We start from the raw sequence: 22,369 nt of genomic DNA, 5'->3' as shown, positions 1-22,369 counted from the left end.
GCAGCCGGATCGTCGGGCGAAAGGGGACGGGGGACGGCGAAAGGCCTAGTTTCGCTATCGCCGCCGATTAAATCCCCTTCTCTTCCTTCTTCCGATTTAATTCTGTCCGGGAGAGAAAAGGGGTTTCACCCGTCCCCGTCCCCTTTTCTCGTGTCCGTTCGTGTCCGGGTTACATTGGGTCATCGAGCTTCACTCCCTCTATGTTCGTCAGGTGCTCCTTGATGTCGGGCCAGAGCGCATCCGGCTCCGGCTTGAAGTTCATCACCACGGCGTCCCGCGTGCCGGCGATCTTGGGCCGCAGAGCGTCGGCCCAGACGGTCACGCCTTCGGCCTTCTTCAGCCCCTTCGTGACTGTCTCCGGCTTCCCCAGCCGCTTGTCCGCGATGTTCGCGGAGCCGTCCGCGTGACGGAAGCCGAGTTGCAGGGCGATCCACTTGCGAACGTCGCGCATCGGCAGAATGACCTTGCGGTCCAGCGTCGTGAGATGTTCGGCCAGTTCGGTCGCGAGCCTCAGCGCCGGTGATCGGGAAGCCTCCGCAATCGCTCGCTTGCGCGTTGACCCCGGTGCGTGGTCGCCGGTCCCGACAAAGCCGTGGTCGGCAACGTATCGCTGCGCCCAGTGCAGGATGATTCCCGGCCCGTCGCTCGCGAGCCATTGGCGGAGGTCGGCCCACCATTCCGGAGCTTGCAGCGTTTCCGAAACAGTCGGCACGAGCCAGCGCCGATCCTCATCGTCCAGATACAGCGCCTCTTCGGAATTTGAGCACGCGATGATCGTCGCCGCGTTGTCCAACTCGTATTGGTTGACGCCCTTCTCGTTGACCTCGATCACATCATCGGTGACGAGCGACTTGAGCTTGTCGTAAGCCTTGCGCTTCTGACCGGAATAGAACTCGCTGATGAAGATCAGCCGCTTGCGCGCCGCCCAGCCGTTGAACGCGCTGTCCACAACCGAACTCTCGGAAGGGAAGCTCACGTTGGACGCTCCCGCCTGTGTGCGGAGGATCATGCCCAGCGTGTTCTTGCCGACGCCTTGCGTGGCGGAGATCAGGAGCATCCCGTAGCGCATCCGGACCTTCGGCTTCGCGATCAGAGTGGCGAGCCACTTCATGACCAAGGGCCGTTCTTCGGCGTCGGGGAACAGGTGCTCTAGGAACGCTTCCCACGGCCCAGCATCGCCCGGAACAGGCGTGATGTTCGGCCCTTCATAGACGTTGAAGCACCGCTGCCCATCGACCGTGAGCGACCCGGACGGGAAGCCCGGACGATAGACCATGCGCTCGTGCTGGCATTCGATGCGCTCAAAGACCTTCTGCGCCGTGTCCTTCACATCGGAGAACGGCGCGATAATCGTGTTGAACTCTTCCGGCCTTCGGTCGCGGCTCGGATGGTGACGAAACATGATCCGCGGTGGCTGCGCGGTGTAGGCGACTTGCGCTGCGAACTCGTCACGCAGCAAGGCGGTCGGCCTTCCGCGTCCCTCGACAGGCAACAGGAACGTCGCCTTGGTCGCCGGGATCAGGAAGTCAGTGAACATCGGCCCGACGAAGCGCTCGCCGTCGAACATCTCGTCAGGCAGCGGATCAGCTAGATCGAAGCCATCCTTGAACCGGGCATCGAAAGCGCAAATCCAGACATTCGATGCGAAGCGCTCGGCGGCAATCTCGGGCGCGGCAATCTCGTGCGCGGCCTTCAGGCCCTTCCCGTCATGGTCGTTGTCCGCGATGATGACGACGCGCTTCCAACCCATCGCGGCGAGCTTCGCCCAGTCGCTGCGGTTGATGGCGTGAACTCCGCCGATCCAGCCGACATGCGCGCCGTAACGAAGCTCATCGAGCCACGGAAAGCGGTCGGGTGACTCTTCGCCAGCCAACAGCCGCTTCACGAACGCGGCACTCTTAGCGCCTTCATGCAGGAAGAGGGTGCTATGTTCTTTCGCGCCGGGGAGGCCGTAGAACGGCATGACCTCCGGCTCCATCTGATGCCACTGGCCGTCGCTCCACCGCGTCCAAGGGATGAAGCCCTTGCCGCCGTCCTTCGTCTGATAGCGCTGGTGGATCATCACCACCCGCCCGTCGAAGTCATGGCAGAGGTAGATGTTCGGATCGGAGAGGTTCACGCCGGGAGGCGGCTCGGTGACCACCTCAAGATGAACGATCGTCGGGAGCTTCACATTCTTGAAGGCTTCCTTGATCGCAGCGGCTTCGGCCTCTGTCGGCTGCTCCGCCTTTCCGGTGACTTTCACGTTGCCTTTCGCGTCGAAGCGCACCTGGCCCACAGTTCGGGGATAGCCGTCCTCAGTCACTTCGATCTTGGCGCGCTGGAAATTCACCGCCTTCGCCTCGATCCGGATCAGATATGCGCGGACGGCGGGCAACTCATCGAGCGAAGTGACCTGCCCGATGCGCGTCGGTTCCTCTTTATTCTGATGCGCGTCCGCAGCAGGACCGGCTTCAGGGTCATTCCTTTCCGGTTCCCCTAGCGCTGCGCCCGTTCCTTCATCGGAGCGGGCGCTTGCACTTTCAGGCGTCGTCATCGCCGCCCCGATCACCGGCTCGTAAGCCTCAAGAAGCTGGCTGATCCGCGCCCGCAGATTGCGCACGTCGATCATCAGCGCCTCGCGAACCGGGCCGCCAGAGGTCCAGCCGTTCGCCAAGTCGAGGTCCGCCGTGGGGACCGCGAAGCGATTGCCGTTCATCATCGTGACGAGCGTGAGCTGGGCGGCTTCCGGGTGCTCGCGCGTCGCGGTGCGCAGCCGGGTAGCGATCAACCCGGCAATCTTCACCGAATAGCCTTCACGCCGCAGATCCATGAAGAGCAGTTCGGCGGCTAGGTCGTCATCGCGCCAATGGCGCATCCCGTTGACCGAAGCGGGAACATGTCCGCAGTGGCCGGTGGCAATGTCGCCTTCTTGCTGTTTCCGGTCGCGGCCAAGAAGCTGGCAAGCGGCCTTCGTCGTGTAGATCGTCATAGTGGTTTCTCCTTCCGAGGAGAGAGGTCCGCTGCCGCCAATTCAGATCGAACAGGTTTTTTCGCGCCGTTATTTTTCGGCAGCGCGGGCGGTGTTGCTCTCAGTCAGATCGCGCAGCGGAGCGCGGAGCGTGGTCCACAGATCGCGGGCATAGGCCCACGCATCGTTCTTCATCCGATAGGTGCGGATGAGGTCCGGATCGTTCGCCGGATCGACACTCACCCGGTAGCCAAGCGGATCAGGCGCGAGGACCACGAACGGGCCGTGATACGGCTCCGGCTCCTCGCTCATTACGCATTGGCCTGATCGCGTTGCGCCTTGCGGGCCTCAAGCCACGCTTCGCATTCCGCCCGGTCGAAGCCGCTGCTGCGCTTGCCGAGAGCGAAAGGCTTGGGGTGGCCGTGATCGCGGATCAGGATTGCTAGGCCGTGCTTGCCGACGCCTAGTTCGCGCATCCAATCTCGCGGTCGAATGACGAGAGATGGGGCCTTGATGGTTGTGGTCATTGTGTCCTCCGTCCTTGTGACGGGGACTTAAAGAGAGCCAATCGGCCCCAATCGCTACAACGGAGAGCGCAGCAGTTCGGCGGCTAATTGCCGCGAAAGTTAGGGCTTCCGCCGAAATCTGTTGATGAGCTTGGCCCGTTCGCCAGCACTCAATTCCCATCGTTCGGCGGCGATGTCCTCCGCCATTGGCCGCGTCGTGCGATTTCGCTTGTTCCAATGAAGCTGAAAGAGCGCCCTGATTCGCGGCACATCGTGCGCGGCGCGTTCAATGTCGGTGAGATCGTCTTTGGGCTTTGGTCCCGGTCGCTTCGCGGGTTCCGGTAATGGCAACTTCAGCCCGATCCGGGCGAGAAGACCTTGAGCTTGTCCCCATATGCCGATGAACTGCGCGCCCGGTCCGTCATTCGCTGCCGCTAGAGCGGCCTCATCGGCCCGGTCGAGCTCAGCGATGATGAAGCGAGTCAGCGCCCGCTGGTCCTCCGGGTCGCTCGATTTCCACTCCGGGAGCTTCATGCCTTTACGCTTTCAACAAACGCCGCCCAATCAGCCATCAAAGGCTTGCGCTTGTCGAAAAGATCGGTGCGCCGATAAGCTGCAACCGTTTCGTCGTCGTCATAATGCGCCAGCGCGAACTCGGCCAACTGGTCGGGATAGTCCGTGGCCTCAGCCGCCCAGGTGCGGAACGCGGAGCGGAAACCGTGGACTGTCGCCTTTCCGGCATAGCCCATGTCGTTCTTGAGAAGGTCGAGCATCGCCATGTTGCTCAGGCCGTTGCCCGGCTTCGTCCGGGAGATGAAAACGTGCGGGTTGCCCTCCTCACGCGGAACGGCCTTGAGGATCGCTAGCGCTCGCTCGGACAGCGGCACGCGGTGCGGCATCCGCTCCTCACCGTTCCCGGTTCGCTTAATCTTCATGCGTTGCGCGGGATCGTCCACACGCCAGCTTCCTCATCGATCTCATCCCACGTCGCACCGATCACTTCGGACGTGCGAAGCGCGGTCAGGATCAGGAACTCAAGCGCTTGTGGCGTCACGCCCTTCTGTTTCCGGAGCGAGGTCACGAACGCTGGCACTTCGGCGTAGGTCATCGCCTTGTGCTTCTTCGGGCTGTGAACCTTGCTGGCCTTCGGGAGCGACTTGCGAAGGCTGTCCCGGTCAGCCGGGTTGTTCCCGGAGCGGAAGCCCTCCTCAATGGCGAAGCTGAAGATCAGGTCGAGGCGCGGCAGGAGGCGCGTGGCCGTAACCGGCACCTTCGTCCAGATCGGCAGCAACAGATCGATGATGTCGGCCCGGTCGATGCGATCCACCGCCATGTCGCCAAGGATCGGATAGACGTGCTTGGCCAGCGAGCCGCGCCAAGATTGCTCGCTCTTTCCGCCCGCGTCCCATTCGGCCTTCTTGATGTCGATGTAGCGCTCAGCGATGTCCTTGAACGTGGATCCATCGCGCTGCTGGCGAATCACGTGCCGCGTCTCGCGGTCACGCTCCTCCATCGGATCGATGCCCTGCCGGACCATCCGGCGAAGCTCCACGCAGCGGTCGCGCGCTTCGTCCACGTCCATGAAGTCGATGGACCCCAAGCTCATCTCCCGTTCGCGGTAGCCTTTCTTGGGCTTACCGTTCGGGCCGACGATGTCCTTGGAGGGGTCCGGGAAGCGGTAGCAGAATGACCACGTCTTGCGGCCTCCCGCGCTCACAGACAGGAACAGCCCGCGCCCATCGCTATACTTGCGCCGCTTGTTCGCCCGCTCGATGTCCTTCTTAGTCAAACGCATACCAGCCTCCCGGCTTTCACAACGAAAGCCATCCCTGATATTTCCCTGATTCGGACAAAAACGTAAACAGATTTGTCGAACCCAACGGGACCCATCCGGACTATCGGCTAGGCTAGAAACGTTTGAATTGCGTGGATTTTAGCAGCCCAATCGGGCCTATTCGCGCTGTATCGGGGATCAGCTGTTGGCGGAGAGGGTGGGATTCGAACCCACGGTACGGTTGCCCGTACGCCGCATTTCGAGTGCGGTGCTTTCGACCACTCAGCCACCTCTCCGCATTTGTATGAAGGCGCTGGCCGGACGATGCCGGCTGGGCGGAGGCGCCTCTAGCAGCGCGTTCCGGCATTGCATAGCCGCCTTGTGGAACCGCGCGCGATCCCTAGATTGAAGCCATGTCGCACGTCGAACGTTTCACAGCCATGAACTCCGCAACACCTGCTTTGCCGATGGCCAAGGCCCGGTTTGGAATCGGCGATGTCGTTCGCCACCGGCTGTTCGATTTCCGCGGAGTCGTCTTCGACGTGGACCCGGTCTTCGCCAACAGCGAGGAATGGTATCAGGCGATCCCGGAGGACCTGCGTCCCTCGAAGGACCAGCCCTTCTACCACCTGCTCGCCGAGAATGCCGAGCAGAGCTACATCGCCTACGTCAGCCAGCAGAACCTGATGCAGGACGAGAGCGACGAGCCGATCGACCACCCAGCGATCGAGGCCTACTTCAACGGCTTCGACGGCAGCCGCTACCAGCTCCGACCGGAGCATCGTCACTAGTTTTTCGACGCCGCCCGCGGTTGACAGGTCACGGCCGCTGCCATAGGCGGCTGCCTTTCGCGCGGGGTCTATAGCCCGACCGCGCGTCCAGTTTTGCAGAGAAGTGAGCCAATGTTCGCAGTCGTGCGCACGGGCGGTAAGCAATATCGCGTCACCGCCGGAGACAAGATCGTCGTCGAGAAACTCGCTGGGGAAGCCGGCGACAAGATCGACATCACCGACGTCCTCCTTGCCGGAGAAGGCTCGGACCTGAAGTCCGTCGCTGGCCTCGTGGTCGGAGCGGAAATTGTCGCCCAGGCAAAGGGCGAGAAAGTCACCGTCTTCAAGAAGCGCCGCCGGCACAATTATCGCCGCAAGAAGGGCCACCGTCAGAACCACACGATCCTGAAGATCGTGTCCATCGGCGGCGAGAAGGCCAAGGCAGCGAAGCCGAAGTCGGAAGCCGCTCCGGCCGAGACCAAGGCTGCTGCTGCACCTGCGAAGGCGGAGAAGCCGGCCAAGGCCGAAGCTCCGGCCAAGAAGGCCGAGCCGAAGGCAAAGGCCGACAAGGCGCCGTCGACAAAGGATGCTGCACCTGCTAAGGCCGCAGCCAAGAAGGCCCCTAAGGCCAAGTAATCACTCGTTTAAGAAATTCAGGCAGTAGTTTCTCATGGCACATAAAAAAGCAGGCGGTTCCAGCCGCAACGGTCGCGACAGTGAAAGCAAGCGCCTCGGCGTGAAGCTCTTCGGCAGCCAAAGCGCGCGCGCCGGAAACATCATCGTGCGCCAGCGCGGAACGAAATGGCATGCCGGCAGCAACGTCGGCATGGGCAAGGATCACACGCTTTTTGCTCTTACCGACGGCACCGTCGCGTTTCGCGACGGCAAGCTTGGTCGCAAGTACGTGCACGTCATGCCGATTACGACCGAGGAAAACGCATAGGGGCTGGTCGATAAGGGCCACCCCAGGAGGGGGCAGCCCAAAGTCGACCGCAAGGTCACAAGGGAGAAGAGGGAAGCCCCCTCTTCTCCCTTCTTTGTATCTGAAGGGCCCAATTCTTCTCCCGAAACAGTCACGGAGCGGCGCTACGGCGCGGCTCACGGAGGGAGAAGGAATGATGTTCGCCAGGACTGAACGGCTGCTTCTGAGGCCCGGCTGGGCTGAAGACGCCCCGGCGCTTGCCGCTGCGATTGCCGACGAGATGATCGTCCGCAATCTCGCGACGGCGCCATGGCCGTATCATCTTCGCGACGCCGAAGCCTTTCTCGCGCAGCCGCGCGATCCCGTTCTGCCGTCCTTCCTGATCTTCGCCCGGACAAAAGGCGCACCGCGCCTCGTTGGCTCTTGCGGGCTTGGCAGACGTCCATCGGGTGCGGTCGAGCTCGGCTACTGGATCGCGAGACCTTACTGGGACCGCGGCTATGCTACCGAGGCCGGCCTGGCGTTGATCGACATCGCCCGGACGCTTGGCTTCACGCAGCTCGAAGGCTCACACTTCCTCGACAATCCTGCCTCAGGCCGGGTGCTCGAGAAGCTGGGTTTCAAGCCGCTCGGTATCTCCGCGCCTCGGCTCAGTTGCGCGCGCGGAGCGGAGGCGCAGGCTCGCCTGCTCCGACTGACCCTAGCCGTTGAGGAGGACGAGGCGCTGGCCGCCTAGGTCGCGTCGTGGAGGATGATGCCCAGTGTGTGGCGGCTGCCGCTGCGCACCGGGCTGACTCCATGGCGCATCGTAACGCGATACGTGCCCTTCGCTCCCTGAACGGGGCGGTGATTGACCGCGAAGATCACCGCCTCGCCCGCCTTTAGCGGCACGACATGCACCCGCGACTGCATGCGCGGCCGCTGCTCGGTGAGCACGAATTCCCCGCCTTCAAACCCCGCCGGTTCCGACAGCAGAAAGGCCGCCTGAAGAGGGAAACTCAGGTCGCCATAGAGATCCTGATGCAGACAATTGTAGTCGCCCGGCCCGTAGCGAAGCAGCAGCGGCGTCGGTCGCGTCTGGCCGGCAGCATGGCATAGCTCGAGATACTCCGCATGCTCTGCCGGCAGGAGATCGCCTTGGCCCAAGCGTTCGCGCCATTGGTTCGCGACCGGGATGAGACGAGCGTAAAGCGCCTTGCGGAGCGTCCCGATCAGTTCCGGCAGGGGATTTGAGAAATACCGATATTCGCCTTTGCCGAAGCCATGCCGCGCCATCACCACGGTGCTCCGGAAGAGCCGGTCTTCTTTGTACGCTGCGATCAGCGCCTCCCGATCCTCCGCCGAAAGCAACGGGCCGGTGGTCGTCCAGCCGCGCCCATCGAGATCCGCTGAAACGCGATCCCAATCGATGGCGGCAAATCTGTCCTGGATTGTCATGGCGACTGAGTAGCTACGGGGAGGCCGTGAAGCGTCCCGCCGCTTGCCGCCAAACTTCAGGCCGCGTTGCGGACCTTCTTCACCGGAGCCGGCGCTGCCCTGACTGCGGCGCTCGCTTCATAGGCGCGGAGGAGATCCCGGTCGTCCTCGTTCCACGGGTGGAATTTCGGAAGGAAGAATTTGAACCAGGCGACTCCGATCTTCCGGAACATTCCCGGATAAACCCACAAATACCAAAGCAGCCGCGACCACGCGCGAAGGCCGCTCACGCCGTCCTGCCGCATGAGCTCGAGCGAACCCGCCGTCCGGTCGACGACGAAATTGCGGGTGACGTAGAGCATCACCTTCGCCTTCACCTTCCAGCGCTTCGTGCGCGGCCAGTTGCGCGTGGCGTGCAGCCAGGTGTCGTAGGCGACGCCCTTGTGCTCGATCTCCTCGCAGGCGTGCCAGCGCCAGAGATCGGCGGCATCCTTGTCGGCGCCTGCCAGATGGCTTGGGTCGGCGAGAAGCTCGTGGGCCAGGATCGCCGTAAAATGCTCCAGCGCCATTGTCGCCGCGAGACTGACGATCGGCGGCTTCGTCTTCGTGATGCTCAGCCTGTATTCGACCTGCGCTTCAAGCTTCGACAGATCATAACCAGAGTCCGCGGCGCGGCGATTGAAGGCCGCATGCTCACGGCTGTGGATGGCTTCCTGGGTGGTGAAGCCCTTGATCTCCTGCGCCAGCTTCGGCGGAGTGCCCTCGCGGAAGGCGCGAACGCTCTCGACGAAATAGGCCTCGCCGACGGGGAAGGTCGTCGACAGCGCATTGTAAATGGCGGTGGCCTCGACACTCCCGCCGTGCCACAGGCGTGGATCGAGTTCGCCGCGTTCGAATTTCCGATCGCGCGGCGTGATCGTCAGGTCTGACGGAGTCGGCAGGGTCGTCGTGCTCATGGGTGGAAGTTATATTAACTGACAAACGTGTCAATAAGCCGTAAACGCCTCAACTCCGAAGAGAGCCGTTCCGCCGCGCTGGAAGCCGCGCGCATGCTGCTGCTCGCTCAGGGCCGCAGGCCGTAACGTTAAAAGCGGTCGCCGCGAAGGTCGGCCGAACCCACGCCAACCTGCTCCATCATTTTGGCTCGGCAGCGGGCCTCCAGGCCGAACTCGCACGCTCGATCGCGGACCGAGTGACCGGAAGCATCGCGGAGGCAGTGGAGCGCGCCCGCGTCGGCGAGCGTGACGTTCGCGAGGTCGTCGACGGCACGTTCGACGCCTTCGATCGCGAAGGCGCGGGCGCCCTCGCCGCTTGGATGATCCTGTCTGGCAACCGCGATGCCCTGAACCCGATCCTCGATTCGATCCGCGCCCTGGTCTCGCAGCTGAGGGTCGGTCACGAAGAACATCACGTCCCGAAAGCACTCTATGGCTGGTGCTTGCGGCGCTCGGCGATTCTCTCCTTGGCGAACCGATCACGAGTTCGCTCGGATTGCAGCGCGATGCCGCGAGACGGATCGCGACCGAAGCCCTTCGTTCGGAAATCGCCGCAAGGCACCCCCGTATGGCCTGAGTGGTCATATCGGGCGCGCCGCCCTACATGCGCGTTCATGCATTTTCTCGACCAGGCAAAGATCTACGTACGATCCGGCTCCGGAGGCCCCGGCGCCGTCAGCTTTCGTCGCGAGAAGTTCATCGAGTTCGGCGGGCCCGACGGCGGCGACGGCGGCAAGGGCGGAGACATCGTCTTCGAGGCGGTGCCCGGCCTCAATACGCTGATCGACTTTCGCTACACCCAGCACTTCCGGGCGAAGCGTGGGACCGGGGGTTCCGGTTCGAATCGCACCGGCGCCGCCGCGCCCGATCTCGTGATCAAGGTTCCGGTCGGAACGCAGCTTCTCGCCGATGACGAGGACCGCAGTCTCATCGCCGACCTGACGGTCGAAGGCCAGCGCGTCGTACTGCTTGAAGGCGGAATGGGCGGTCGAGGCAATGCCAGCTACAAGAGCTCGACCAACCGCGCCCCGCGCCAGCATCAGCCCGGCATCGAGGGCGAGGAGATGTGGATCTGGCTTCGGCTGAAACTGCTTGCCGACGTCGGCCTCGTCGGGCTCCCGAACGCGGGCAAGTCGACCTTCCTCAACGCGGTCACCAACGCTTCCGCGAAGGTCGGCGATTATCCGTTCACAACGCTCCGCCCCCAGCTCGGTGTCGTCCGGCACAAGGGCCGCGAGTTCGTGCTTGCCGACATCCCCGGCCTGATCGAGGGCGCGGCTGAAGGCGCGGGCATCGGCGATCGATTCCTCGGGCATGTCGAGCGGACCGAAGTTCTGCTGCACCTCGTCGATGCTGCGGGCGACGATCCGGTCGAGGCCTGGCGCGTGGTGCGCGGTGAGCTGGAAAGCTACGGTGCAGACCTTGCCGGCAAGCCCGAAGTCGTTGGGCTGAGCCGTAGCGACCTCGTCACCGAGGAACGGCTGCATGAACTCAAGCGGGAGCTTGAAGACGCAACCGGCCAAACTGCTTTCCCCATTTCCGCGCCGCTCGGCGAAGGCGTCGCGCCCTTGCTCGACGCCGTCATTCAGCGCCTTGGCGCGCAGGCGGAGGTCCGCGAAGACGCCACCGCGGACGAACGGCCCTGGTCGCCCCTATGATCCTTGCCGTCACCGGCGGAACAGGCTTCGTCGGACAGCGGCTCATCGACCTTGCAGTGGAGCGCGGCCATCTGGTCCGCGCGCTCGCCCGGCGTCCGCAGCAAGTGCGCGACGGTGTCGAATGGATCGAGGGAAGCCTCGAAGACCGTGACGCGCTCCAGCAGCTCGTGAAAGAAAGCGATGCGGTGATCCATGTCGCGGGCGTGATCAATGCTCCGGACACCGCCGGCTTCGAAGCGGGGAATGTCAATGGCACGCTTGCGATGCTCGCCTCCGCGACGGCAGCCGGCACGCACCGCTTCGTCCACGTCTCGTCCCTCGCGGCGCGCGAGCCGGGCCTTTCGCAATACGGCGCGTCCAAGGCCCGTTCGGAAGAGCTGGTTCAGCGCTCCGGCCTCGACTGGACGATTGTTCGCCCGCCCGCAGTCTATGGCCCCGGCGACAAGGAGACGCTGGAGCTGTTCAAGATGGCCAAATCCGGCGTTGTCTTTCTGCCCCCGCGAGGCCGCCTGTCGGTCATTCACGTCGACGATCTCGGTCGCCTGCTTCTCGCGCTTGCGGAGCGAGACGAGCCGGTGAAGCAAATCATTGAGCCGCACGACGCAAAGGCGAACGGCTGGACGCACCGGGCATTTGCCGCAGCGCTCGCGAAAGCGGTCGGAACCCGCGCTATCTCGTTCGCCACGCCCCGTCTGGTTCTCCGCGCAGGCGCCGCGATCGACCGGATAGTGCGCGGCGACAGGGCCAAGCTCACCCCCGACCGCGTTGCCTATTTCTGCCATCCCGACTGGGTGGTGAGCGACGGAAGCGAGCCCCCCGCCGATCTATGGCAGCCGGAAGTACCGACGGAGCAAGGGCTGGCGCAAACTGCCGGCTGGTACCGCGAGCAGGGCTGGCTTTAGCCGACGCCTTGACGAAGTCGACGTCCCTCACCTAGCAAATCCGACGATGAGGCACCTGAACGCCACCTCCGCGACTCGCACCGCCAAGCTTTGGTGGCGCGTGTTCACGCATGCGGAGCGATGGCGCGACTGATCGACCTACCAACGATCATCGAATGCCCGCCCGCCATCGGCGGGCTTTTTTTGTTTCAGGTGACCATAATGACCGATATCGTTCTGCTCTTGACCGCGAACGCGCTGGAGTTGGGGCAATGCTGATTGCGATCATCGCGACGCTCGCGCTCGCCATTCTCGTCAACGTCTCTTTCCTCGCGCGCTCGGCAATCGCGCAAGGGGCGAAGCCCACTCTCGAAGCCACTATCCTCGGCGCCGTCGTCAACTTCTTCGACACGCTGGGAATCGGGTCGTTCGCCCCGACGGCGGCCTGGCTCAAGTTCCGGAAGCTTGTGCCGGACCGGTTGATACCCCCAACCATGCTTGTCGGGCTTACGCCGCCGGTCATGGCTGAGAGCGTCATCTTCCTGATCCTGCTCGGGGTGATGGTCGATACGACCTTATTGGTCGGATGCGCGCTTGCGACGATGATCGGCGGAATCGTCGGAGCTCCTCTCGTCGCTCGCGCAAGGGTCTGGGTCGTCCAGTTCATCCTTGCAATCGGCCTCGCCCTTGCTGCGGGCGCCTATGTGATGACCAACCTGCACCTCTTCCCCGGCGGAGGCGAAGCGTCCGGGCTTCCGGTCGAGCTGACCGTTATCGCCGTGATCGCAAGCTTCGTCCTCGGGATTCTCGCCAACTTTGGCGTCGGCAATTACGCGCCAATGCTCGTCATGCTGAGCCTGATGGGCATGGACCCGAGGCTGTGCTTCCCGATCATGGCGTTGGGAGGATCCCTCATGGGCGCGAGCGCGAGCGTCCGGCACATCCAGATCGGCCAGGTCGACATGCGCGTGGTCCTCGGCCTCACCCTCGGCGGAATCCCGGCAGTGCTCGTCGCGGCGCTGATCGTGAAGTCAATGCCGATCGAAGTCTTGCGCTGGATGGTCGTAATCGTCGTTCTTTATTCGGCGGCGATCCTGCTTCGCGCCGCCTTGCACGGCCGCCGCGAGCATCGAGCCGAAGGTGCGACAGCCGCGGTGGCCGCATCATGACCGATACGAGCGCCATCAATCGCGACTTCGAAAAGTACGACCAGGTGCGCAAGACGCACACCTACCGGCTTGCCGAAAGCGAAACCGACGAATTCGACGAGGAGTATCGAATCGCAACGCTGGACTTCGGGCCATTCCTGCATGGAAGCTCGGAAGACAGGGCCCAGTTTGCCAAGGAATTTGCGGAAGCCTTGCAGGACATCGGCTTTGCGGTCCTCACCGGGCACGGCGTCGATCCGGTGCTATACGATGAAATGCACGACCGCGTTGCCGAGCTGTTCACCGCCACCCCGTTCGGTGAGAAGATGCGGTTCCGGGCCCGGCGATACGGCTCGGTCAGCCAGGGCTATTTCCCGCTGGAGGAGACCAGCGACATTCATCCCGATCTGGTCGAGGGCTGGGTCTGGTGCAGGCGTGCCTTCGATATCCCGCAAGATCGTGATGCGCCGTTCGATGCCGAAGAGTATTGGCCGCGCGCGGAACAGGAGGTGCAGTTCCGCCGCCTGGTCGAAGCACATGAGCCTTTGATCAAGCCGATCGCACAGGCCATTTTCCAGGGGCTCGGCTGCGATCCGGACATCTACGATCGCAAGCTTACCCAGACCAATTTCGGACTGCGGCTCAACTATTATCCGCCAATGACAGAGGAGCAGGACCGCTCCGGCGCGGGCCGACTGCTCGGCCACGAGGACGTGGACCTGTTCACGATCCTTCCGGCTTCCAAATGTGATGGCCTGCAGGTCTGGAATCACCGAAGCAGCAAATGGGTTCGGCTGCGTGCTCCGCGCGGGTCGATCATCATCAACACCGGCGATTACATGCAGCGCATCTCGAACGACCGGCTTCCGTCAACGACGCACCGGGTCGGCAAGCCCAGCGACGGGTCGCACCTGACGAGCGCGCGGACGTCGTTCCCGATGGCGGTCTACCTGTGGGAGAATGAGATCCTCGATGTCCTACCGGGGCTCGGCGCGCCGAAGTACGATCCGATCGAGGCCATCGCCTTCCACACGCGCAGCACGAGCAAATTCTACGGCGACGGTTACGCCGTCGGCTAGGTTACGACGAGCTCGGCAAATTTGCCGAGGTCGATGTTTCCGCCAGAGACCACGCAGACGATCGGCCCCTCGCCTGCCTCGCCGGTCAGCGCGGCCGCGAGCGCCAGGGCTCCCGCGCCTTCCGCAATCGTCCGCGTCTTTTCGGCGATCAGCCACATCGCCTCGCGCGTTTGGTCCAGGGTGACGGTGATCGACCCGTTGGTCACCGGTCGCATCCGCTGCCACATTCGCTCGGTGACACTTTTGCCGCCCGCGCCATCGACGAATGAAGCCTGCCATTCGGCGAACTTGCGCGGGCCGCCGTCGCGGAGCGACAAGGCATAGGGAGCCGCCGTTTCGGGCTCGGCGCCGAGCACCGGCACGTCCGGCCGCTTCGCCTTGATCGCGCTCCCGACGCCGGTGATCAGGCCGCCGCCGCCGATCGCTGTGATCACGGTGTGAACGTCGGGAGCATCTTCCAGGATTTCGAGGCCCATGGTCGCATGCCCGGCGATGAAGTCGTGATTGTCGAAAGGGTGGATGAAGGTGCCCTCAAGGCCGGGGAACGTGTGGCTCTCCGCTGCTTTCCAGGCATCATCGTAGGAAACAGGAACGATGGCCGCGCCGAGCGCCCGCATTCGGTCGAGCTTGGTCTGCGGCGCGGTTTCGATCGCCACCACGGTTGCGGCGATGCCGAACTTGCGCGCGGCATAAGCCACGCCCTGCCCCGCATTGCCGGCGCTGATCGTCCACACGCCCCGCGCCCGTTGCTCGTCCGACAGGTTCGCCACCGCATTCGTCGCGCCGCGGATCTTGTAGGCGTTGGTCGGCTGGAGGTTTTCCAGCTTCAGCCGAATGTCCGGCCCGTCCTTGCCGAGGTCCAGCCTGACGAGCGGCGTACGAAGCACCGTGCTCGCGATCCGCCCCCGCGCCTGCTCGATGTCGTCGAGTGAGATTCGCCGAACCGGATCGATCATCGCTTTCCCCGCGCCTGGTTGGCGATCCTTATGGTCGGCTCACGGGTTTGTCTAAACCCAAGCCAAGCAAGAGCGGCCAAACTCAAGAGTGTGATCAGCGCACCAACTCTTTCTTCGCGCGTCCATACAATCCGCGGACTGCATCCAGGGTTGTGCATCAACAGCTTAGTCTGCGGATGCATTTCGCCGCACGACCAGGCCGGGAAATAGAAGTGCGGTTCCACCACCTTCCCCGGAACCTGCGGTGGCGGCAGCAAACTTCTTGCCAGCTCCCCCGGGTCCGACGAATCTTCAAGCGCCATCACTCCGGGCGGCAGATATTCGGGCAAGTCAGGATGGTCCGCCTGGATACTGGCCACGGTCGGAATCTCCCCGCTTCTCGGCTGGAGCAGGAAGGTGGCGGACAAGTAGGCGACCGGCATCATAATGATCAGCAGCAACGGCCGAAACCGGGCACTCGCGACTGCCGTAACGAGTGCGAACTCTGCGATTGGAAGAGCGCGATAGGGAAACTGAACCTTCGCGAGCAGCGGCAAGGACCAGAAAGCCGGAACGACGCCGGCGCTGATGACTAGGATTCCGAGTGCAAGGAATGCCCATTTGTCGCGGCGCGTGATGATCAGGATCACCGCAAGGGCTGTAAGGGAAGCCATGAGAAGGAACACGGTTGCAACGAAACCAAGCTCCAGGTTCGCACTCCAGATCGACCAGAATTCAGGTCTCAGAAAATCGTATCGATAAAGCATTGCGGCCTCGCGATGCCTTTCCAAAGTGAGCGCGGGTCCAAGGTAGATTGCCGCGAATCCGATCCCGAGACCGCATGCCAACGCAAAATGGGGCAGCTCGCGCCGGTGCCACAGCGCATATGGGGCAATTAGGAAAGTGCTTGCGAGCAACGCGAGGGGCAGATGCGTGCAAATGAGCACGCCATAGGCCAGAGCCGCCAAGACGATGCCGCGCCCTTCAGCGATGCGCCGAAGTCCGATCGCCAGCAGTGGGATCAACGAGATTGCGACGGTTTCCGCAAGAGCTCCGCGGCGGCTGAAATCGAACAGGTGATAGGGGGCTGCCACGAACATCAACGCACCGAGAACTGGTCGCGATGATCGCTCCTTCAGCCAATGCCATGCGGTGATTCCGGACATCGCGTAGGATGACCAGAAAGCGGCCATCACGCTGGCGTACGTGCTGACGCCAAGCAGCCCGAAAATGGCCGTAACGTAAAAGGCAATCGGCGGATAATAGTAGAAGACTGGTGAGCCGAGCCCGGAGTTGGAGAGCGGCAGCCAGCGTGGATAGAGATTGCCGCGGGCGATCTCCGACGTGAACTGGTCGGCCCAGACCCAACTGATAATGAAGCTGTCATAGAGCATGGGCGGACCAATCACCGCCGGCATCATGAGCAGCGCAGCGACCCCTACGAACAACAGGTAGACGGCAACATGACGCAGTCGATGACCGCGCGCGATGCGCGCCATGGTGCGTTCGGCCCCTGAGAGGTCTTTAGGAATTTTAGAGAGCTGGCCGGGGTTCCAGCTCGATCTGCAGCGAATTCACGACGATGTACCAAGAGCAATTGAAAGCAACAGGCTCAACACAACTTACTCCTTACGCATTACTCGACTGGGAGTATGTAGAGCAGTCTTGGATTTGCAAGACGATAGTTGCAATGTCCGCCGTCCACTCCGGCAATAGGAAAATTCTGTCCTACAACCTGTCTGTTGTGCTCATGACGGCGATTATTCACGTATCTTCCACGCATCAGATCTTCTGTCGCCCTCGAAGATGATGAAGGTCACACACGATCAACTTCCTCTCTGCTTGCCCAAGGGAGGCACGCCCGCTCACGACTCGCGTCACATCATCACCTTCATGAGCTTCGCCTGCCCGGCCCATGGCACCGTACCGCCCTATTCCCGCCTGATTGCGTTGCGAAAGGACGCGCCTCTTAATAGGGCGCCTCCATGACCGACCGCGACGAAACCGAAGCCAAGATCCGCGAGCTGATCGATCCTTTCAACAAGAAGGGCATCGAAATTTCCGGCGACACGCGCTTCGCTCAGGACCTCGAATGGGACAGCCTGACCGTGATGGACTTCGTCGCCTCGGTCGAGGACGAGTTCGATATCCTGATCAGCATGAACCGCGCGGCCGAGATCGAGACTGTCGACCAGCTGATCGATGCCGTCCGCCAGCTCGAGAGCGAACGGTGAGCGACCTCTTCTCCAAGTTCGACGACCTGATCGCACTTCGCGAGGGCTTGCTTTCGAGCGGCGTCACCGACCCGTTCAACCTGGTTATGGAGAAGGTCGAAAGCCCGACCGTCGCCATCTGCAACGGCCGTCGGACGATCCTTCTCGGCACTTACAATTACATGGGCATGACCTTCGACCCGGACGTCATCGCGGCCGGCAAGAAGGCGCTCGACGAATTCGGGTCGGGCACGACCGGAAGCCGGGTGCTCAACGGCACCTACGTCGGCCACCGCGCGGTCGAAGATGCGCTCAAGGACTTCTACGCCATGGACCATGCCATGGTGTTCTCGACCGGATACCAGGCGAACCTCGGCATCATTTCCACGATCGCCGGCAAGGATGACTACATCATCCTCGACATCGACAGCCACGCATCGATTTACGACGGGTGCGCGATGGGCAACGCCCAGATCGTCCCCTTCCGCCACAACGATATCGAAGCGCTCGAAAAGCGGCTGAAACGGGTGCCCGAGGGCGCCGGCAAGCTGGTGGTGCTCGAAGGCGTCTACTCGATGCTCGGCGACATTGCTCCTCTCAAGGAGATGGTCGCCGTCTCCAAGGCCAACGGTGCGATGGTCCTCGTCGACGAGGCTCACTCGATGGGCTTCATCGGCGAGCATGGCCGTGGCGTCGCCGAGGCGCAGGGCGTTATTGACGACGTCGATTTCATCATCGGTACCTTCTCCAAATCGGTTGGAACGGTCGGCGGCTTCTGCGTGTCGAACCATCCGAAGTTCGAGATCCTGCGGCTCGTCTGTCGCCCCTACGTCTTCACCGCCTCGCTCCCGCCGTCGGTGGTCGCGACCGCGGCCACGTCGATCCGTAAGCTGATGGATTCGTCCGACAAGCGAGCTCATCTGTGGGAGAATTCGAAGCGGCTCCACGCCGGGCTTCGCCAGCTTGGCTTCACGCTCGGCACGCAGGAACCTCAGTCGGCGATCATTGCGGTGATCATGCCGGACCTCGAAACTGGCGCGGCGATGTGGGAAGCGCTCCTGAAGGAAGGGCTTTACGTCAATCTGGCCCGTCCGCCCGCAACTCCGGCGGGAATGACGCTCCTGCGTTGCTCCCTGTGCGCGGAGCACAGTTCGGAGCAGGTAGAAGAGATACTTGGAATGTTCGCTGCGGCAGGCCGAGCAACCGGTTGCATTTAAGCGTTAACCCGCCTTCCGTCGGGAAGCAGACGGGGCTAAACTGATTCCATGACGCCCAGCGGGGACGATCTCCAGTTCGACTGGCGACGGGGTGGGGCAGCGGCAGGCGCACTGGTCGCCACCCTGATTCTGCTCGCCATGGTCGTGCTTGTGGCCATGTCCAACCAGACGCGCGACCGCGCTCTGGCCGGGGAGCGGCACGCCTATGACGTCAATCTGCTCTCGCGCGCGGTCGATGCCAGCATCTCGCGGGCCGAAGCCGGGCTCGGCCGCTTCGTTCTCGACGAGGAGGTCAAGACCAGCGGGAATATCTATTACAGCCAGTGGCGGCTCGCCGGACAGCAGATCAGGCAGCTCGAACGGCTCGTCCGCTCCGACCCCGCGCAGCGTAAGCGGGTCCAGGAGCTCGACCGGCTCTACCAGATGCGAGGCGAGGAGTTTGCGGCCGCCGCTCGCGCCACTGTCGCCAAGCAGGGCTCCGGCGGCACCGGCTATTTCTACCAGGCCGCGCAGTCGGAAGTCGGCTCGGATCTCTCGGCCAAGCTGGCTGAAATCGCCGCGGCCGAGCGCACCCTGCTGCGCCAGCGGATGGAGCAGACGCAATTCTTCTCCGCCGAAGCGGATCGCCTCACGGATTATCTGAGCTGGCTAGGAGTTCTCGTCGGGCTCGGCGCAATCTTCCTCGGACTGGTTTCAGTCCAAGCGGTGCGGCAATTCGCCTATGCGAAGAAGCTGGCGGATACGGAGACGGAGCGCGCCGAGGGTCTCGAAGAAGCAGTCGCTGAGCGAACCCGTGAACTGATCGAGGCGAACAAGGCGCTCAAAGCGGAAGCCGAGAAGCGCGAAGCGGCTGAAGCTCAGCTGCGCCAGGTCCAGAAGATGGAGGCCGTCGGTCAGCTGACCGGAGGCATCGCGCACGACTTCAACAACATGCTGGCGGTCGTCGTCGGCGGGATCGATCTCGCCCGCAGGCGGCTCAACGGCCCGAAGCGCGAAGTCCTCAACCACCTCAACAACGCAATGGAAGGCGCGACGCGCGCAGCGGCCCTTACCCGGCGCCTGCTGTCCTTCGCTCGCTCGGAGCCGTTGCTGCCCGAGCGTGTCGACAGTTCTGAGCTCGTGTCCGGCATGTCCGACCTGCTTGACCGCACGCTCGGTGAGCGCGTCCACGTCGAGGTCGACCTCGCACCGGATGTCTGGCCGATCTACGTCGACCCGCACCAGCTCGAGAACGCCATCGTCAATCTGGCGGTCAATGCGCGTGACGCGATGGAGGGCGAAGGCCTGATGCGCATCACTGCGAGCAATATCGTCCTCGCGGCCAACGAGGTCGGCGACATCCGCGCCGGCGAGTATGTCCGGATCAGCGTCACCGACACGGGCTGCGGCATGACTCCTGAAGTGATGGAACGGGCGTTCGAGCCCTTTTTCACGACCAAGCCCGTCGGCAAGGGTACCGGTCTCGGTCTCAGCCAGATCTTCGGCTTTGCACACGAGTCGGGGGCGAGGTCGGAATCGAAAGCCAGATCGGCAAAGGCACGACCGTATCGGTCTATCTGCCGCGGACCGTTGCCGCGGAGACCAAGATCCGGCTCCATCCGGCTATGCAGAGGGTCGAGGACGCGACCGTCGCGGGGCCCGCATACTGCTGGTCGAGGACGATCCTCGCGTCCGGTCGTCAACCATCGAGGCCTTGCAAGATCTCGATTACGACCCGGTCGCGTGCAGTAGCGGTGCCGAAGCAGTCGGGATCTTCGAAAGCCAGCCGTTCGACCTCGTCATCACGGACGTCATCATGCCGGAAATGACCGGCCCGGAACTGATCAAGCACTTGAAGCAGTCGCACGACGACTTCGCGGTGCTGTTCGTCACCGGATATGTCGGCGAGGGAGAAACCGGTGACCTCGTCGGCTACGAACTGCTGCGCAAGCCGTTCACCGTCGGCGCGCTGGCCAATGCCGTAGCAGTCGCTTTGTCGCGCCGGCCTAGCGAACCGCGCCGGAGCGGAGGAGCCGCGGCAGCAGGCTGATCGCGGCGAGCAGCGGCCAGCGTCTTTGCCAAGGCTTAATGTCGATCTCGGTGCCAGCGTGCCGATTGATCTTCCACGCGATGTAATCGACGCCGCCTGCGAAGGTCGCGCTCGCCTTAGCGAGCCGAACCACTGACAGCATCTTTCCTTCGACGCGCCGCCTGGCCCAGCTCGATGGTCGAGCCATCAGCGCGGGGATCGCCGCAATCGCCGGACCGCTGAACCGCTGGTAACGTTCGAGGTCTGCGTCGACGACCGACGTGCTGCGACCTTTGCGTTCGGCCCGAAGTTCGGCGGAATAGGTCAGCGAGAACGCCCGGCGCCACCAGTCCAGCGGCGCCTCTCCCTCAACCCGTCCGGCCGATGCGAGCAGCGTCGGAGCCGACCGGGATATCGCTGCAATCGCGGCCGCCCGGGAAGCGTCATCCGCAGCCCAGACCAACCGCGACGGCTGCGCGAACCTTGCCCAGACCGAGACGTTGCGGGTCTCCGGACCGTTGAGGCGGTAGAAGTCCGGCTCGCTGAGCACGGCATATTTGGCGACCAGCCCGTCATGCTCGAAGTAGAAAACGTTCGGCGGGATCATTCGGTTCGCGGCTGCAAGCCAGGACTTCCCGTATGTCGTGCGGTAATCTGAAACGATCAGGTAGAAGTCCAGCATCAACCCTTCGAGCTGCTTCTGCCGAAGACAGGAACCGTAGAAGAGGACGGCGCGAGACGCCGGCGCGTGTTTCGCCGCAATCGCCTCCGCCATGGTCCTGACTCGCGGGTCGACCTGCTCGGCGAGCTCTTCGGCGACGAGATCGCGCAATGCCGCCACGGCTCAGGCCGCGAGGCGGACGAACGACAGCGGCTGAGCGGGCTTAAGGACGATCGGCTGGCCGATCCGGGTGTGGAACATCTCGCCGTCGAGAATGAGGCTGGAGCCCTCGCCCTCAATGCTGATCTCGTCCGCTTCCTCGAAATGAACGCCCCGCAGCCGCGAGCGGCCGAGTTTGCCGGCAATACTTGCAAGGATTGCCCTGAACAGTGAGGCTGGGCGTTCCTCGATGGCCAGCAGCTTTAACGGCCCTCCGCCAGTTCCCCGCAACTCACTCGAAAGGAGCATCTTTTCGAGCGTGGTCACCGCAAGGAGGGCGAAACGCCCGGTGATCGGGCCTTCACGCCGGACGGAAACCTGCAATGGGCTTGGTGTCGGGGGGAGGAAACGATTTTGCAGCCCCAGGACCATGCGGACAACCAATGCGAGCGCGGTCAACACATGGCTGACACCGTTCGGAAGACCGAGCGGGTAAATCTTGTCGCGGCAGTAGAGCATGGTGTCGGCGAGGCCGGCGCCACCGAGAAACATGCCGATGACCGGCCGCGATAACGGGTCGCAGCGCAGCGCGATCAACTCGCGCGCGACGATGTGCGGGCTAAGGTCCGACTGCGCGAGCAGGACCAGCCGCTCGAGCGCAACGATTGGGTCGCCTTGCGCACCCAGGTCCAGAGCGATGAGGTTTGTCTTCCCGTTCGGGAGAACCGCGACCGGCGGAGGCTGCGTCCCGAAATGACCGCCGTTGTGGATTTCGGTCAGGGCGGCCTGAACGGTGCCGTCGCCACCGTTGATGATCAGTATCTTCGGGCGGACGCGAGCGATGGTACGAAGCGCGTCGCCGATCTGCTCGGCCCGCTCGACCTCGTAATGGAAGATGTCCGGATGGTCGGCGCAATAGTCGCGGATGCGCGAAAGCTGCGCAATATTCCCCGTCGACTTCGGGTTCGACAGCAATGCGATCCGTGGACGGGACATCTTACTCGCTGACTTGCGGAGCGGCGAAACGCGATTTCGACATGATTTTCACGTTCCGTCCGTTATAGGCTTCGACCAAGG

Annotated in this window: 25 protein-coding genes and 1 tRNA gene; 13 read left to right on the top strand and 13 right to left on the bottom strand. The window is 63.1% G+C overall.

What is annotated here, in order from left to right:
* Nucleotides 1-169: 169 nt before the first annotated feature.
* The 7 genes from H9L14_RS01960 to H9L14_RS01930 form a co-directional block, all read right to left on the bottom strand.
* Complete coding sequence (locus H9L14_RS01960; protein ID WP_187709015.1) at nucleotides 170-2,971, bottom strand: primase-helicase family protein; 2,802 nt, start codon at nucleotides 2,969-2,971, stop codon at nucleotides 170-172.
* 69 nt (nucleotides 2,972-3,040) lie between these two features.
* Nucleotides 3,041-3,262: a hypothetical protein gene (locus H9L14_RS01955; protein WP_187709014.1), complete on the bottom strand. Its 222-nt coding sequence runs from the start codon at nucleotides 3,260-3,262 to the stop codon at nucleotides 3,041-3,043.
* Nucleotides 3,262-3,477, bottom strand: a complete 216-nt coding sequence (locus tag H9L14_RS01950) for a helix-turn-helix transcriptional regulator (RefSeq protein WP_187709013.1) — start codon at nucleotides 3,475-3,477, stop codon at nucleotides 3,262-3,264. The genes H9L14_RS01955 and H9L14_RS01950 overlap by 1 nt, the downstream gene beginning before the upstream one ends.
* A 99-nt stretch (nucleotides 3,478-3,576) precedes the next feature.
* Complete coding sequence (locus tag H9L14_RS01945) at nucleotides 3,577-3,990, bottom strand: hypothetical protein (RefSeq protein WP_187709012.1); 414 nt, start codon at nucleotides 3,988-3,990, stop codon at nucleotides 3,577-3,579.
* Nucleotides 3,987-4,391 carry a tyrosine-type recombinase/integrase gene (locus H9L14_RS01940; RefSeq protein ID WP_187709011.1) on the bottom strand — a complete coding sequence of 135 codons (405 nt, stop codon included), beginning with the start codon at nucleotides 4,389-4,391 and terminating at the stop codon, nucleotides 3,987-3,989. The genes H9L14_RS01945 and H9L14_RS01940 overlap by 4 nt, the downstream gene beginning before the upstream one ends.
* Nucleotides 4,388-5,251: a tyrosine-type recombinase/integrase gene (locus H9L14_RS01935; RefSeq protein ID WP_187709010.1), complete on the bottom strand. Its 864-nt coding sequence runs from the start codon at nucleotides 5,249-5,251 to the stop codon at nucleotides 4,388-4,390. The genes H9L14_RS01940 and H9L14_RS01935 overlap by 4 nt, the downstream gene beginning before the upstream one ends.
* Nucleotides 5,252-5,436: 185 nt before the next feature.
* Nucleotides 5,437-5,526 (bottom strand) — tRNA-Ser (locus H9L14_RS01930).
* Between the two features lie 144 nt (nucleotides 5,527-5,670).
* Here H9L14_RS01930 and hspQ point away from each other — a divergent pair.
* From hspQ to H9L14_RS01910, 4 genes are all read left to right on the top strand, one after another.
* Nucleotides 5,671-6,021 carry a heat shock protein HspQ gene (gene hspQ / locus H9L14_RS01925; protein ID WP_246444342.1) on the top strand — a complete coding sequence of 117 codons (351 nt, stop codon included), beginning with the start codon at nucleotides 5,671-5,673 and terminating at the stop codon, nucleotides 6,019-6,021.
* Nucleotides 6,022-6,132: 111 nt separating this feature from the next.
* The gene (gene rplU, locus H9L14_RS01920) at nucleotides 6,133-6,636 is read left to right on the top strand and encodes a 50S ribosomal protein L21 (RefSeq protein ID WP_187709008.1); all 504 of its coding nucleotides are present in this window, start codon (nucleotides 6,133-6,135) and stop codon (nucleotides 6,634-6,636) included.
* A gap of 34 nt (nucleotides 6,637-6,670) precedes the next feature.
* The gene (gene rpmA / locus H9L14_RS01915) at nucleotides 6,671-6,943 is read left to right on the top strand and encodes a 50S ribosomal protein L27 (protein WP_187709007.1); all 273 of its coding nucleotides are present in this window, start codon (nucleotides 6,671-6,673) and stop codon (nucleotides 6,941-6,943) included.
* Nucleotides 6,944-7,118: 175 nt separating this feature from the next.
* Complete coding sequence (locus H9L14_RS01910; protein WP_187709828.1) at nucleotides 7,119-7,658, top strand: GNAT family N-acetyltransferase; 540 nt, start codon at nucleotides 7,119-7,121, stop codon at nucleotides 7,656-7,658.
* Here H9L14_RS01910 and H9L14_RS01905 read toward each other — a convergent pair.
* Both H9L14_RS01905 and H9L14_RS01900 read right to left on the bottom strand, forming a co-directional pair.
* The gene (locus H9L14_RS01905; RefSeq protein ID WP_187709006.1) at nucleotides 7,655-8,359 is read right to left on the bottom strand and encodes a 2OG-Fe(II) oxygenase; all 705 of its coding nucleotides are present in this window, start codon (nucleotides 8,357-8,359) and stop codon (nucleotides 7,655-7,657) included. The genes H9L14_RS01910 and H9L14_RS01905 overlap by 4 nt on opposite strands.
* 56 nt (nucleotides 8,360-8,415) lie before the next feature.
* Nucleotides 8,416-9,294: a metal-dependent hydrolase gene (locus H9L14_RS01900; protein ID WP_187709005.1), complete on the bottom strand. Its 879-nt coding sequence runs from the start codon at nucleotides 9,292-9,294 to the stop codon at nucleotides 8,416-8,418.
* A gap of 653 nt (nucleotides 9,295-9,947) precedes the next feature.
* On the opposite strand from H9L14_RS01900, the gene obgE reads away from it, so the two are divergent.
* The 5 genes from obgE (at nucleotide 9,948) to H9L14_RS01870 (ending at nucleotide 14,099) form a co-directional block, all read left to right on the top strand.
* Entirely contained in the window at nucleotides 9,948-10,991 is a 1,044-nt protein-coding gene (gene obgE, locus H9L14_RS01890; protein WP_187709004.1) for a GTPase ObgE, read from the top strand.
* A complete protein-coding gene (locus H9L14_RS01885; protein ID WP_187709003.1) occupies nucleotides 10,988-11,893 on the top strand; it encodes an NAD-dependent epimerase/dehydratase family protein in 906 nt (301 codons plus the stop codon). The genes obgE and H9L14_RS01885 overlap by 4 nt, the downstream gene beginning before the upstream one ends.
* A gap of 120 nt (nucleotides 11,894-12,013) precedes the next feature.
* Nucleotides 12,014-12,151 (top strand): hypothetical protein, encoded by a 138-nt coding sequence (locus tag H9L14_RS01880; protein ID WP_187709002.1) that lies wholly within the window; start codon nucleotides 12,014-12,016, stop codon nucleotides 12,149-12,151.
* The gene (locus H9L14_RS01875) at nucleotides 12,145-13,041 is read left to right on the top strand and encodes a TSUP family transporter (RefSeq protein ID WP_187709001.1); all 897 of its coding nucleotides are present in this window, start codon (nucleotides 12,145-12,147) and stop codon (nucleotides 13,039-13,041) included. Before H9L14_RS01880 ends, H9L14_RS01875 begins: the two co-directional genes overlap by 7 nt.
* Nucleotides 13,038-14,099 carry an isopenicillin N synthase family oxygenase gene (locus H9L14_RS01870; protein ID WP_187709000.1) on the top strand — a complete coding sequence of 354 codons (1,062 nt, stop codon included), beginning with the start codon at nucleotides 13,038-13,040 and terminating at the stop codon, nucleotides 14,097-14,099. The genes H9L14_RS01875 and H9L14_RS01870 overlap by 4 nt, the downstream gene beginning before the upstream one ends.
* Here the strand turns inward: H9L14_RS01870 and H9L14_RS01865 are convergent.
* A complete protein-coding gene (locus tag H9L14_RS01865; protein ID WP_187708999.1) occupies nucleotides 14,096-15,055 on the bottom strand; it encodes a threonine ammonia-lyase in 960 nt (319 codons plus the stop codon). The two genes, H9L14_RS01870 and H9L14_RS01865, sit on opposite strands and share 4 nt — an antisense overlap.
* On the bottom strand, nucleotides 15,052-16,533 hold the full coding sequence (locus tag H9L14_RS01860; RefSeq protein ID WP_187708998.1) for a hypothetical protein: 1,482 nt from the start codon (nucleotides 16,531-16,533) through the stop codon (nucleotides 15,052-15,054). Before H9L14_RS01860 ends, H9L14_RS01865 begins: the two co-directional genes overlap by 4 nt.
* Nucleotides 16,534-17,019: 486 nt before the next feature.
* Between H9L14_RS01860 and H9L14_RS15435 the strand changes: the two genes are divergently transcribed.
* Genes H9L14_RS15435 through H9L14_RS01845 form a run of 4 tightly spaced genes read left to right on the top strand, consistent with a single transcriptional unit; the run spans nucleotide 17,020 to nucleotide 20,493 of the window.
* Nucleotides 17,020-17,268 (top strand): acyl carrier protein, encoded by a 249-nt coding sequence (locus tag H9L14_RS15435; protein ID WP_246444341.1) that lies wholly within the window; start codon nucleotides 17,020-17,022, stop codon nucleotides 17,266-17,268.
* Nucleotides 17,265-18,464: a serine palmitoyltransferase gene (gene spt / locus H9L14_RS01855; RefSeq protein ID WP_246444339.1), complete on the top strand. Its 1,200-nt coding sequence runs from the start codon at nucleotides 17,265-17,267 to the stop codon at nucleotides 18,462-18,464. Before H9L14_RS15435 ends, spt begins: the two co-directional genes overlap by 4 nt.
* Before the next feature lie 48 nt (nucleotides 18,465-18,512).
* Nucleotides 18,513-20,195, top strand: a complete 1,683-nt coding sequence (locus tag H9L14_RS01850; protein WP_187708996.1) for an ATP-binding protein — start codon at nucleotides 18,513-18,515, stop codon at nucleotides 20,193-20,195.
* Complete coding sequence (locus tag H9L14_RS01845; RefSeq protein ID WP_187710015.1) at nucleotides 20,158-20,493, top strand: response regulator; 336 nt, start codon at nucleotides 20,158-20,160, stop codon at nucleotides 20,491-20,493. Before H9L14_RS01850 ends, H9L14_RS01845 begins: the two co-directional genes overlap by 38 nt.
* On the opposite strand, the gene H9L14_RS01840 is transcribed toward H9L14_RS01845, so the two are convergent.
* Nucleotides 20,450-21,313: a hypothetical protein gene (locus H9L14_RS01840; protein WP_187708995.1), complete on the bottom strand. Its 864-nt coding sequence runs from the start codon at nucleotides 21,311-21,313 to the stop codon at nucleotides 20,450-20,452. The genes H9L14_RS01845 and H9L14_RS01840 overlap by 44 nt on opposite strands.
* 3 nt (nucleotides 21,314-21,316) lie before the next feature.
* Nucleotides 21,317-22,288 (bottom strand): diacylglycerol/lipid kinase family protein, encoded by a 972-nt coding sequence (locus H9L14_RS01835; protein ID WP_187708994.1) that lies wholly within the window; start codon nucleotides 22,286-22,288, stop codon nucleotides 21,317-21,319.
* Between the last annotated feature and the right edge of the window lie 81 nt (nucleotides 22,289-22,369).

Origin of the sequence: Sphingomonas sediminicola (assembly GCF_014489515.1) — a bacterium.
GTDB lineage: Bacteria > Pseudomonadota > Alphaproteobacteria > Sphingomonadales > Sphingomonadaceae > Sphingomicrobium > Sphingomicrobium sediminicola.
Note: the sequence above shows the minus strand (reverse complement) of the source record. Positions and strands in the feature narration are given on the sequence as shown.